Below are 12,148 nucleotides of genomic sequence, written 5' to 3' on the forward strand. Positions count from 1 at the left end.
GTCAGGCCGTGTGGCGGGCTGTTGAGCCGCGGACCACCAGCTCCGGGGCGAACAGCAGTTCCTCCGCCGCCACCTCGCCGCCGTTGATGCGCTTCACCAGCAGCTCCACCACCGCCCGGCCCATCGCCTCGATCGGCTGGCGGGTCGTCGTCAGCGGCGGGTCCGTGCAGTTCATCAACGCCGAATCGTCGTACCCGACCACCGAAACGTCCTCCGGCACCGACAACCCCTGCCGGCGGGCCGCACGCACCGCTCCCAACGCCAGCAAGTCACTCGCGCACAGCACCGCCGTCGCTCCTCGGGGGTACAACCGCGCCGCCGCCGCGTGGCCTCCCTCGATCGAGAACATCCCGTGCTCGACCAGCTCGTCCAGGACCGGCAGCCCCAGCTTCGCCGCGTACGCCTGGAACGCCTCGAGCTTCCGGCGGGACGGGATGTGGTCCGCCGGCCCGAGCACCAGCCCGATCTTCTCGTGCCCGAGCGAGCTCAGGTGCCCGACGACCTGCTCGACCGCCACCGCGTCGTCGCACGAGACCTGCGGCAGGCCGAGGTGGTCGACCGCCGCGTTGATCAGCACCGTCGGCAGCCGCCGCTCGACGAGGTGGTGGTAGTGCGAGTGGACCGCGTCCGCCTGCGCGTACAGCCCGCCCGCGAACACCACCCCCGACACCTGCTGCTGCAGCAGCAGCTCGACGTACTCCGCCTCCGACACCCCGCCCGCGGTCCGCGTGCAGAGCACCGGCGTGAACCCCTGCTGCGCGAGCGCGTTGCCCATGATCTCGGCCAGCGCCGGGAAGATCGGGTTCTGCAGCTCGGGCAGCACCAGCCCGACCAGCCGGGCCCGCTCGCCGCGCAGCTGGGTCGGCCGCTCGTACCCCATCACGTCCAGCGCGGTGAGCACGGCGGCGCGGGTGCTCGCGGACACCCCGGACCGGCCGTTGAGCACCCGGCTGACCGTGGCTTCACTGACCCCGACCTGGCGGGCGACTTCGGCAAGACGACGCGTCATGGGTGAAACTTTACAGCAACCGGGCGCAAAAGTAAGACAAGCCCGTACCGGTGTCTCGACCGGTACGGGCTTGCGACATCCGATGCTACGAAGCCGCCACTTCGAGCTCGGACACCTGCCCGGCGGGCCAGCCGGTGTTGCCGGTGAACGTCAGCCGCACGAAGCGCTGCGACGTCGCCGTGAAAGAAGCCGACGCCGTGTTGCCGGAAGCCGGGTCGAACGCGTACCCGCGCGAACCGACCAGCGTCGCGTACGAACCGCCGTCCGTGCTGCCGGAGATCGTCACCGTCTGGGTGCGCGCGCCCCACGCCGACGACGGCGGCAGGCGGAGCGTCACCTTGTTGATCGACGCCGCCGCGCCGAGGTCCACCGTCAACGTCTGCGGGAACGCGTTGTTCGCGCTCTCCCAGTACGTGTTCGCGTCCCCGTCCACCGCGTTCGACGGCGGGAACCCACCGACGGACGCCGACGCCGTGATCGCCTTGCCGCGCGCGAGGTTCGTGCCCGACTGCGGCGGCTGTGGCGGTCCCGAGTTCGGCGCGGGCCACGTCGAGCAGTCGCTCCAGGTCCCGGTCCAGCCGCTGTTCCCCGACCCGCTGAACGTCATCTTCGGGATCGACGTCGGGTACGGGCAGTTGTACGTCCCGGTCACGCCGACGCCGGACGCCGTCAGGTTGCTGATCGACACCGACCCCTGCGTCTGCGACTGCGCCACGAACGTGCCGACGCCCTGCACCGAGACGCCGTCGATCGTGATGCCCTGGATCTGCTTGCCCGCGCCGTTGCCGTCGATGAACTGGATCGCCTCGTACGGGCTCTGGATGGCGGTGAACCCGGTGACCCGGATGGTCACGCCGGTGATCGCCTGGTCACGCGCGTCGAACCACAGGGCGCCGACGCCGAACTGCCAGTTCGGGTCGAGCGCCCCGGCCCGCAACGCCGTGTTGTTCGACAGCGTCACCGTGCCCGAAAGCGGCACCGAGTTGAACCGGTTCGCCACCAGGTAACCGCCGCCGAGGGCGTTGGTGTCCTGGACGAGGTTGCCGCTCACCGTGTTGTTCGAGCCGCCGTACAGCGCGATGCCGTTGGCCAGGTTCGGCTGCACGATCGTGTTGTTGACGAGCGAGTTGCCCGAGTCGGCCTGGCCGTTGGACCACAGCGCGAGTCCGTCGTCGCCGTTGTTGCGCAGGTAATTGTTGCGCAACGTCGAGTTCGTCACCGCGCCGTCGAAGTTCACGCCGTCGGCCTGGGTGTCGAGGATGCGGTTGTTCTCGATGGTGACGTTCGACGACGCGCCGTTCATCAGCCACAGCCCGCACTTCGTGTCCTGGATCCAGAGACCGGACACGACCGAGCCGGTGCCGAGCACGCCGTGGAACGCGTTGTCGGGGCTGCCGTCGTTCCGCTCGGTCACGTCGCCGAACACGGCGAAGTCGTAGAGCTTGATGTTCCCGGACGCGCTGCCGTTGTTGAAGATGTTGTTGCCGTGCAGCACGGTGTACCACTGGCCCGCGCCGCGCACGGTCGTCTGGTCGATTTGCAGCGCCGACCCGATTTCGAACCGCCCGGACGGCACCCAGACCTCGCGGCCCTGCGAGCGCGCGGCCGACAGCGCGTTCCGGAACGCCTGCGAGTCGTCCGAGGAGTCGTTCGCGGTGGCGCCGTAGTCGGTCACCGAAAGGGAGCCGGCCGGCTGGGTACCCGCGCCGCCGACCTGCTCGAAGTCGGCGAGGTCGATGGTCGCCTGGCCGACGTCGCCGCTGTCGGCGGCCACCCGGACCTTCGCCCCGGCCGCCGCGTTCTGCCCGAACAGCAGGCGGGCGTCGTCGAAGAAGTGGTGCGTCTTCGCGCCGGGGATCCACCCGGTGTCCACATAGGAATAACGCGACGTCACCGAGAGCCCGCTGCCGAGCTTGGTCCCGTTGACGTACACCGAAAGCCGCCCGGACGAGCCGTCCGGCAGGTTGTAGTGGACGTTGATCGAGTTGGCCGCCGCGGGCAGGGTGAACTCGACGTACTGGCCCGTCGTGATCCGCACGGCCTGCCGCCCGGAGGCTTCCGAAGCGATGCTGGCCTGCGTGTAGTCGGGGCCCACGGCCGAGCCGTTCGTCGCCGAGCACTCGGCTTCGACCGTCCGGAACGGCACGGTCGCGCCGCCGGACGCCGTCGTCGGGCAGGTCGCGGCCGCGGCCGGGGTCGCCGAGCCGGTGGCCAGGACCGTCAGTCCGGACGCGGCGAGCGCCGCGGCCAGCAAAGCCGCGCGGCGCCGGGGGGAGGGGGACATCGTCGTCACCTTTCTCGCGGGGATCGGGAGGAAGCAGGGCGTCGACGTGACCGGGATCATACGAATAGTGAACAAGAATCCGCAATAGATGAACCAACTTACGCAAATTTGCGACAGATCTTGACGACTGGGCCGGATGCCCGACGTCGCCTTCCGACGGCCGGAGCAACACCCGCGGAGTCCCGGCGCGCTGCTAGTTTTCTGGGCATGAGCCAGCGACGTGCGGACGGGAGCGCCGGGGACGCGGACTACGGCGCGATCGGCGGGGTGTACACCGACTACCGCAAGCCGGACCCGCGCATCGGCCAGTACATCCTCGACGCCCTGGGTGACGCGCGGACCGTGCTCAACGTCGGCGCGGGCGCCGGCGCCTACGAGCCCGCCGACCGCGAGGTGACCGCGGTGGAGCCGTCCGCGTCGATGCGCGCGCAGCGGCCCGCCGGCCTGCCGCCCGCGGTCGACGCCGTCGCCGAGAAGCTGCCGTTCCCGGACCGCGCGTTCGAGGGCGCGATGAGCACGTTCAGCGTCCACCAGTGGAACGACCTGTGGGCCGGGCTCAAGGAGATGCGCCGGGTCACCCGCGGCCCGATCGCCATCCTGACCTGCGACCCCGCGCTGCTGCGGCGGTTCTGGCTGCTGGACTACGCGCCCGAGGTGATCGAGACCGAAGCCCGGCGCTACCCCTCGGTCGACGACATCGCCGACGGGCTCGGCGGCCACACGGAGGTGATCGGCGTGCCCATCCCGGCCGACTGCACGGACGGCTTCAACGAGGCCTACTACGCGCGCCCGGAACGCCTGCTCGACCCGGGCGCGCGGCTGTCGTGCTCGGCGTGGAGCTTCGTCGACGACCGCGTGCACCACCGCTTCGCCGCCGAGCTGCAGCACGACCTCGACGACGGCACGTGGGACCGCCGGTACGGCAAGCTCCGCGAGCAGCCGACGTTCGAAGGCTCGCTGGTCCTCGTCGTCTCGGACCCGACGTCGTGACGCCGCCGCCGTTCGACCCCGAGCTCGCGCCGGTCGTCGAAACCCTCCGTGCCCTGCGCCCGCCGCTGGCGTCGCTCGCCGACATCCCGGGCCGCCGGGAGCTGAACGCCGCCGAGCACCGGACCGTCGAGGAGCTGGCCGACGGGTTCCCGGCGTACAAGGTCGCCGAGGAGTACGCGGGCGAGGTCCCGCTGCTGGTCATGACCCCGGCCGAGAGCGCGGGCGTCCTCTACTACGTGCACGGCGGCGGCACGATCGTCGGCAGCCACCTCGGCTCCGACGTGCCGAACCTGCTGGCCTGGGCGGGCGAGCTGAACCTGACGATCGTCTCGCCCGGCTACCGCCTCGCGCCCGAGCACCCGTACCCGGTGCCGGTCGAGGACTGCTACACCGGTCTGCTGTGGACGGCCGAGCGGTTCGCCGGGCCGCTGGTGGCCGGCGGGGTCAGCGCGGGCGGCGGCCTGGCCGCGGCGACGACGCTGCTGGCGCGCGACCGCGGCGGGCCGTCGCTGGCGGGCCAGCTGCTCGTCTGCCCGATGCTGGACGACCGCAACGACACGCCGTCGGCGATCGACCTCGACGGCCGCGGCCTGTGGGACCGCACGGCCAACCACGTCGGCTGGACGGCCTACCTCGGCGACCTCGACGAAGTCCCGCCGTACGCGGCTCCGGCGCGCGCCGAGGACCTGTGCGGGCTGCCGCCCGCGTTCCTGGACGTCGGCACGGCGGAGACGTTCCGCGACGAGGTCGTCGCCTACGCGAGCCGCATCTGGCAGGCGGGTGGTGACGCCGAACTGCACGTGTGGCCGGGCGGGTTCCACGGCTTCGACTCGCTGGCGCCGGAAGCGGCGATCAGCCGGGCGGCGCGGGCCGCCCGGCTGACCTGGTTGCGCCGCCTACTCGGCCAGGTGGGCTGAAGGGGACTTTCCTGGCATCTGATGCGAGGAAAGTCCCCTTCAGCGCGTCACATGAGATGAACGTCCCCTTCAGCCCAGTAGCTCCTGCAGCTCGGTGACCGCCTTCGCCAGTTCGTCGGCGAAGCGGTACATCTCGGCCGCGACGTGCTTCGGCGTGCTGAGGTAGATGTTCCAGCGGTCCGGCAGCAGCACGTACGCGATGCCGATGCACTGCGGGCTCGTCGAGCCGAAGCCGAAGTACTGGATGTTGACCGACGGCGCCGAGCTGGTGCTCAGGTAGTCGTCGCGCATCTTCAGCCAGCCCGGCGAGGAGTACAGCGCCGGGGTTTCGGTGTCGCCACGGCGTTTCCCGATCAGCTGCAGCTCCCACAGGTGCTGCTCGGGCGCGTCCCCGGCCTGGCACTCCTTGGCCCGGGCGACGTGCTTCGCGGCGGCCGTGCGGAACGCTTCGCGCTTCTCCTCCACCGAAGCGCTCGAGGACGTCATCACGTCGGCGAAGCGCACGACCTCCGGCGTGACGACGCGCATCGCCTCGGTGCGGCCGTTCTGGAACTGCCGCGTCGCGATCGACTCGTACGTCGCGCCGGTGAGGCCCTTCGCACGGCGGTGCGCGAGCTGGTACGCCATCTGCGCGAAGGCGTCCGGAGACATCTTCAGCTCCTTCGCGCGGTTGGCGCCGAAGTCGAACGACACGGTCTGCGTCGCCGTCGCGTCCGCGTAGGCCTTGAAGGCTTCTCCGGCGGCGCGCGCGTCTTCGCGGAGCGCGTCGGTCAGCGTGAACTCGACGACTTCGTAGCCGGGCACGCCCGAAGCCGCTTCACGCGGCTCGCGCGTACCGCTCAGCAGCGCGTCGGTGAAGCCGAGGATCGTCGTGCCGTCGAGCTCGCAGTGCTCGACGTTGATGCCCGCGGTGCCGTCCTCGAACACGATCAGCGAGACGGCCTTGTCGTACCAGCGGTTGTCGCCGTACAGCAGCTGATCACCCGCTTCCAGCGCGTTCGACGGGCTGAAGTCGTCCAGGCACAGGCAGAACAACGCGGTCTCGATGGTCTCCAACGCGGCGGCGTTGCCCGCCTCGAGCAACGCCGCCCGCGAAGCCGCCCACTCCGCCCGCGCCTTCGTCGTGAGGTGCCCGGCCGGGACGTCGGTGTCGTGGTCGTCCTTGAGGATCGCGCGCAGCCCGTCGGCGAGCTGCTCCGGCGAGTACGGGCGGCCGTCTTCGGCGAGGACGTCCATCCGGAACGGCGTGCCCCGCCGGAACACGACGATGTGCCGCTCCGGCGAAGGGAACGACGTGCGCGCGGTGTCGAGCAGCTCGCCCGGGATCCGCGTGGCCGAGAACAGGAACTTGTGCTGCACCATCGACTGCGGCGCGCCGCGCAGCAGCACCGGCGGCACCAGCTCGGCGTCGAGCTTCAGCTTGTAGTCCACGGCGGACGCGGTCAGCTCGGCCGCCCGCTCCACCTGGCCCAGCTCCGACTCGCGGAACAGGAAGAAGAAGTTGGCGTTGAGCGCGATCCGGTCGCGGCGGCCGAGGTAGCGGTACGGCCAGAACGTGTCGAGCCAGCTGCGCACGCCCGGCGAGCGGTCGTACTCCTCGAGCGCGGCCTGCAGTTCCGGTCCGGGACCGGCCAGGAACTCCGCGAGCGCGGCTTCGGTCTCGGCCAGCTCGTCCGGCGTCAGCAGCGGGGCGCACCACTCGAGGAAGCGACGGCCGCTGTCCGCCAGCGTGGGGACGGGGACCCGGGGGAGCCGGTCCTCGTTGCCGAAGGTGCGGGTGGACCAGTCCGGACTGCTCACGGTCATCCTTCTTGCTCGGAAGTGGCCAGCGCGGCCGCGAGTTCGGCCGCGCCTTCAGGACGGGAAACATACAGCTGCGCGTAGAGCCAGCCGTCGGCCTCGAGGCCGGTGGGGTCGACCCCGACGGCGTCGAGGGTGTCGAGGATCTGCGTCTGTTCCGCTTCGGAGGCGAACCGCCGCTGCCGGAAGACGCCCTCGACGGGCGCGGTGTCGTACCCCAGCTCGGCCAGGCTGTCGGCGACCGGTTCGTAGGAGAACATCCGCAGCACGAAGTGCAGCATCCACGGCCGCGCACCGCGCGCGACCCGGGTCAGCGTCTTCTCGGTGACGTACCCGACGCAGCCGGTGGAGATCACGAGGTCGACGTCGTCGAGGAGCTTCCGCTGGGTGCTGTCCGGGTCGTCGCGCTCGAGGTCGGCGTGGATCGCCTCGTCGAGGAAGCCGGCGGAAAGCGCGTACTCGAGCGCGGGCGCCGAGCTGTCGAGGCCGAAGAACCGCGCACCGCCGACGTCGACGACGCGGGTCCGATCGGCTTCGACGAGCTGCGCGTGGTTCAGCGCTTGGACGCCCGGGTCCGTGTAGTGGGCGTAGAGGTCGTCCATCGTCGCGTCGCAGCGGCGGAGCGCGGCGTTGACGCCGTACGAGCAGCCGACGTCGAGCACGGTCGGGCGCTCGGCGGGGTGCTCGGCGATCAGCTTCGCGAAGTACGGCTTCGCCAGCTGGGGGATGTGGTAGTCCACGCGCCGAAGCGTGCCGAAGAACGGGCGCGGGTCGGGTGCGGTGTAGATGTGGTCGAACGAGATCTTGCCGGTCGAGTCGAAAGGCACTGGCCAGGCTCCCAATCTAATCGCAGCTCCGCTGTCCGTTGAGGGCGGTGGCGGGGGCATGGATGGACTAGTCGAGCAACTCGTCGCCTCGGTCGGTACGTCCGGCCAGGTGGGCAGGCAGGACCCGGCCGAAGAGCTGCCTGGTCCGCTCCGCGCTGCCGATGACCCCCGGGCGCTCGCTGTAGGCGAAGATCGCGGAGTGCCGCGCGATCGCGCCCTCCACCGTACTGACCCGGTGCAAGGCGAAGCGTCCTTGAAAGAGCTGAAGATCCCCCGGACGGAGGCTGAGCCGCTGCACCGGATGGGTGCCGTCCTCGGCGAGCACCGCGCGGACGGCCGGGAAGTTCTCGTCCGCGGCGGACCGGATGCCCGGGCAGTATTCGAAGGTGCCGCCCTTTTCGGCGGCCTGCGTCAGCATGCTGACGGTGTAGGAGTTCGTGTCGAAGTGCCACGGGTGCGCCCGGCCGGGCGCGATGACGTTGAGCGTCAGCCCGGACAGCGGGTCGGCGAGCTCGTGCAGCTCCGGCAGGCCGAAGCAGTCGGCGACGAACCGCTGGAACAGCGGGCTGGTGTAGAGGCGGCTGATGATCGACGACGCCGGGATGCGATCGCGGGCGACGAAGGCGTTGCCGCGTTCCATGATCGTCCGGCCCGGGTGGTCGTCGGGCAGCGGCGCGTCGATCGCCGTGTTGTAGGCGTTGACCTTCTCGATCTTCGTGTAGGCCTGCGGCTCGAGCGCGGCGCATTCCGCGCGGAGGACGTCGTGCAGCTCGGGCCGGATGAAGTCGGCGAGCACGCTGCAGCCGACGTCGGCGAGCTCCGCGCGCGTCCGGCCGACGGTCTCCCGCCACGCGGCGCTGTCCGGCTCGGTGAGCGGATAGCGGTCGGTGTCGACCATTTCCAGTGGCGCTACGGAGGTGCTCATCGAGGTCCCTTCCGGCGGGTGGGGGACCAGAGGTAGCACAGGTCGCGGCGGGTCAACCGGCGGTTTGTGAGCGGTGACACAGGGTTGTCAATTTCCGATCTCCGTGGCCCACGAGCTGACCGTGACGGAGTCGGTGGTGCCCAGATCGGTGTCGAGGGGCTGCTTTTGCGCAGGTTCGCCCGGAACGGGCACTACCGAGATTGCCGCGCCGGTGCGCGTGTCGCCGCTCGTGACAGTGGCGGACCAGGCGAGCACGGCCACGACCTTGTCGCCCGGCCGGACGGTCAGGTCCTGCGGGCCGAGGTCCCGCGCGAAGTACGACGTGCCGTGCTCGACGCGGACGTCGAGCGGAGAGCCGTCGCCCGCGAGGATCTTCAGGTCGGGGTAGCCCGTGACTTTCCGTGGCGCGCTGTCCCGGTTGGTCAGGGTCAGCACGCTCGCGCGGTGGCCGAGCCCGGCCTCGACCTGGCCGACCGAAAGGGACAGCCCGGTCGGCGGCGGTGGTCCGTACGTCGGGCTCGGCGTGGTGGTCGGCGTCGGCGCAGGCGGTAGCGGCGGCTTGGGGCCGCAACCCGCGAGAAGCGCGACGAAAAGAAGTGGTGTGAAGCGAGAAACCCCCATGCGGCGGAAGGGTAGCGGGCGCCCGGGAAGGCGCCCGCTACGACCTCACGGAGTCAGCAGCGGCAGCAACGGCTTGCGCACCTGCGTCGCGACGCCGTCCGAAGCCTCCGCGGCGGCGATCCGCTCGGCGGTCGGCCTGCCGTAGCCAGTCGTCCGCTGCACCAGCGGACGCCCGAGCGGCTCGACCATCGCGCGCATGTCGCTGATCGTCTTGTACGAGCCGTTGGACGCGCCCGCCATCCGGCTGATCGTCTCCTCCATCAGCGTGCCGCCGATGTCGTTGACGCCGCCCTGCAGCACCGCGCGGCTGCCCTCTTCACCGAGCTTCACCCAGGAGCTCTGGATGTTGTCGATCATGCCGTGCAGCAGGAGCCGGGCCAGCGCGTGCACCGCGCGGTTCTCGCGCAGCGTCGTGCCCGGCCGGGCGAGCCCGGCCAAGTAGATCGGCGCGCTCTGGTGGATGAACGGCAGGAGCACGAACTCGGTGAACCCGCGTCGCCCGTGCTTCTCGAGGCCTTCGCGCTGCAGCCGCGCGAGGAGCTTCAGGTGCGCGACCCAGTGCGCGGGCGTGTCGACGTGGCCGTACATCATCGTGGACGTCGTCGGCAGCCCGACCTCGTGCGCCGTAGTGACGACCTTGATCCACTCCGACGTCGGCAGCTTGCCCTTGGTCAGCACCCAGCGGACGTCGTCGTCGAGGATTTCCGCAGCCGTGCCCGGCAGCGAGTCCACCCCGGCTTCCTTCGCCTTGATCAGCCAATCCTTCAGTGAGAGGTTGGTCCGCGAAGCGCCGTTCACGACCTCCATCGGGCTGTAGGAGTGCAGGTGGATCTCCGGCTGGCGGCGCTTGACCTCGGCCGCGAGGTCGAAGTACGCGGTGCCCGGCAGGTCCGGGTGGATGCCGCCCTGCATGCAGATCTCGGTCGCGCCCGCGGCCCATGCCTCGTCGACGCGGTCGCCGACCTGCTCCAGCGAGAGCGTGTACGCGTCGGCGTCGGTGCGACGCTGGGCGAAGGCACAGAAGCGGCAACCCGTGTAGCAGACGTTGGTGAAGTTGATGTTCCGCGTGACGACGAACGTGATGTCGTCCCCGACCGTCTCGCGACGCAAATCATCGGCGAGCCGCGTGAACGCGTCCAGCTCCTTGCCGTCGGCGTGCAGCAGCGCGAGCGCGGCGTCGTCGGAGAGCCCGGCCGGGTCCTTTTCCGCGCTGCGCAACGCTTCCAGGATGTCCGTGTCGAACTTCTGCGGCCCGGTCTTGATCCGGTCGCCGATCTCCTTCCAGTCCCCGTACACGGAGTCGAAGTCGCTGCGGCGGTCTTCGGTGCGGCCGCTCGTGTCGATCTCGGTGTGCAGGTCGGTGCGGCCGGACTCCTGCCAGCCGCCGTCCGGCTCCTGCCACGGGATCCCGACCGGCATCGCGCCTTCGCGGGCCATCCCGGTCTTGGCGTCGACGAGCGCGGCGACGTGCCGGGTGATCCGCGGGTCCAGCCACGGCTCACCCGCCTTGACGTACTCCGGGTAGATGGTGAGCCGTTCCTTCAGCTCGAACCCGGCCTTCTCGGTGCGGCGGGCGAGCTCGTCGATCTGCGGCCACGCGCGTTCGGGGTTGACGTGGTCCGGGGTCAGCGGCGAGACGCCGCCCCAGTCGTCGATGCCGGCGCGGATCATCAGGTCGTACTGGTTGCCGATCAGGTTCGGCGGCGCCTGGATGCGCATCTTCGGGCCGAGTACCAGCCGCGCGACGGCGATGTTCGCGGCCAGCTCTTCGAGGTCGGCGTCCGGCGTCGCGCGCATCTTCGTGTCCGGCTTGGCCCGGAAGTTCTGCACGATGACTTCCTGGATGCCGCCGTAGGTCTTGGCGACCTTGCGGATCTCGAACAACGCGTCCGCGCGCTCCTCGTGCGTCTCGCCGATGCCGATCAGGACACCGGTGGTGAACGGGACGCTGCTGCGCCCGGCGTCTTCGAGGACCCGGAGCCTTACCGCGGGATCTTTGTCCGGCGAGCCGTAGTGCGGGCCGCCCTTCTCGCTCCACAGCCGGGTCGCGGTGGTCTCCAGCATCATGCCCATCGACGGCGCGACCGGCTTGAGCCGCTGGAAGTCCTGCCAGGTCAGCACGCCCGGGTTGAGGTGCGGCAGCAGGCCGGTCTCCTCGAGCACGCGGATCGCCATCGCGCGGACGTAGGAGAGCGTGTCGTCGTAGCCGTGCGCGTCCAGCCACTCGCGGGCCGCCTTCCAGCGGTCTTCGGGCCGGTCGCCGAGCGTGAAGAGGGCTTCCTTGCAGCCCATCTCGGCGCCCTTGCGGGCGATGTCGAGGACCTCGTCCGGGGAGAGGAACGGCGAGTCGAGCCGTCCCGGCACGGTGACGAAGGTGCAGTAGCCGCAGCGGTCGCGGCACAGCCGGGTCAAGGGGATGAACACCTTGCGGCTGTAGGTGATGATCCCGGCGCGCCCGGCCTCGGCCAGGCCCGCGTCGCGGATGCGCGAGGCGTACTCGGAGAGCGTGGTGAGGTCGTCGCCGCGGGCGTGCAGCAGGACGGCCGCTTCGGTGACGTCCAGTGTCTTCCCGTCACGCGCCCGGGCGAGCGCGCGGCGCATCGCGGAGGCGGTCGGGGCGGTGGCGTCGGGTTCGGGTCCCATTCCGCCCACGCTAGGACTGTCCTCGCGCGACCAGCCAGTGTGTGTTGCGCACCCGGCTGCGGTTCTACCCGGACGTGATCGTCGTCGCAGGTCACCGCGGTGCCGTGGTTGTCGATCAGCTGTCCGGCGTGT

General features: G+C 70.6%; 9 protein-coding genes. 2 read left to right on the plus strand and 7 right to left on the minus strand.

Features of this window, described 5'->3' with window-relative positions:
- Position 1 precedes the first annotated feature (1 nt).
- Positions 2 to 1,009, minus strand: a complete 1,008-nt coding sequence (locus QP939_RS27490) for a LacI family DNA-binding transcriptional regulator (protein ID WP_285449107.1) — start codon at positions 1,007 to 1,009, stop codon at positions 2 to 4.
- A gap of 85 nt (positions 1,010 to 1,094) precedes the next feature.
- Complete coding sequence (locus tag QP939_RS27495) at positions 1,095 to 3,293, minus strand: discoidin domain-containing protein (RefSeq protein WP_285449108.1); 2,199 nt, start codon at positions 3,291 to 3,293, stop codon at positions 1,095 to 1,097.
- Positions 3,294 to 3,500: 207 nt separating this feature from the next.
- Between QP939_RS27495 and QP939_RS27500 the strand changes: the two genes are divergently transcribed.
- The gene (locus QP939_RS27500) at positions 3,501 to 4,283 is read left to right on the plus strand and encodes a class I SAM-dependent methyltransferase (protein ID WP_285449109.1); all 783 of its coding nucleotides are present in this window, start codon (positions 3,501 to 3,503) and stop codon (positions 4,281 to 4,283) included.
- Positions 4,280 to 5,200 carry an alpha/beta hydrolase fold domain-containing protein gene (locus tag QP939_RS27505; RefSeq protein WP_285449111.1) on the plus strand — a complete coding sequence of 307 codons (921 nt, stop codon included), beginning with the start codon at positions 4,280 to 4,282 and terminating at the stop codon, positions 5,198 to 5,200. Before QP939_RS27500 ends, QP939_RS27505 begins: the two co-directional genes overlap by 4 nt.
- Before the next feature lie 69 nt (positions 5,201 to 5,269).
- Here the strand turns inward: QP939_RS27505 and QP939_RS27510 are convergent, their stop codons facing one another.
- From QP939_RS27510 to QP939_RS27530, 5 genes are all read right to left on the minus strand, one after another.
- Entirely contained in the window at positions 5,270 to 7,006 is a 1,737-nt protein-coding gene (locus QP939_RS27510) for a choline/carnitine O-acyltransferase (RefSeq protein ID WP_285449112.1), read from the minus strand.
- Positions 7,003 to 7,827 carry a class I SAM-dependent methyltransferase gene (locus tag QP939_RS27515; RefSeq protein WP_285449114.1) on the minus strand — a complete coding sequence of 275 codons (825 nt, stop codon included), beginning with the start codon at positions 7,825 to 7,827 and terminating at the stop codon, positions 7,003 to 7,005. Before QP939_RS27515 ends, QP939_RS27510 begins: the two co-directional genes overlap by 4 nt.
- A 67-nt stretch (positions 7,828 to 7,894) precedes the next feature.
- The gene (locus QP939_RS27520) at positions 7,895 to 8,752 is read right to left on the minus strand and encodes a HalD/BesD family halogenase (protein WP_285449115.1); all 858 of its coding nucleotides are present in this window, start codon (positions 8,750 to 8,752) and stop codon (positions 7,895 to 7,897) included.
- Positions 8,753 to 8,839: 87 nt separating this feature from the next.
- Positions 8,840 to 9,373, minus strand: coding sequence for a DUF4232 domain-containing protein (locus QP939_RS27525; protein WP_285449116.1), 534 nt, complete (start codon positions 9,371 to 9,373; stop codon positions 8,840 to 8,842).
- Positions 9,374 to 9,418: 45 nt separating this feature from the next.
- A complete protein-coding gene (locus QP939_RS27530; protein WP_285449117.1) occupies positions 9,419 to 12,016 on the minus strand; it encodes a bifunctional FO biosynthesis protein CofGH in 2,598 nt (865 codons plus the stop codon).
- Between the last annotated feature and the right edge of the window lie 132 nt (positions 12,017 to 12,148).

The sequence above is a fragment of the Amycolatopsis nalaikhensis genome (assembly GCF_030264295.1).
In the GTDB taxonomy this organism is placed as follows: domain Bacteria; phylum Actinomycetota; class Actinomycetes; order Mycobacteriales; family Pseudonocardiaceae; genus Amycolatopsis; species Amycolatopsis nalaikhensis.

Coding starts and splice junctions, on each gene's coding strand:
- QP939_RS27500 (WP_285449109.1), top strand. CDS start 3,501: ATGAGCCAGCGACGTGCGGACGGGAGCGCCGGGGACGCGGACTACGGC.
- QP939_RS27525 (WP_285449116.1), bottom strand. CDS start 9,373: ATGGGGGTTTCTCGCTTCACACCACTTCTTTTCGTCGCGCTTCTCGCG.
- QP939_RS27520 (WP_285449115.1), bottom strand. CDS start 8,752: ATGAGCACCTCCGTAGCGCCACTGGAAATGGTCGACACCGACCGCTAT.
- QP939_RS27530 (WP_285449117.1), bottom strand. CDS start 12,016: ATGGGACCCGAACCCGACGCCACCGCCCCGACCGCCTCCGCGATGCGC.
- QP939_RS27490 (WP_285449107.1), bottom strand. CDS start 1,009: ATGACGCGTCGTCTTGCCGAAGTCGCCCGCCAGGTCGGGGTCAGTGAA.
- QP939_RS27510 (WP_285449112.1), bottom strand. CDS start 7,006: ATGACCGTGAGCAGTCCGGACTGGTCCACCCGCACCTTCGGCAACGAG.
- QP939_RS27495 (WP_285449108.1), bottom strand. CDS start 3,293: ATGTCCCCCTCCCCCCGGCGCCGCGCGGCTTTGCTGGCCGCGGCGCTC.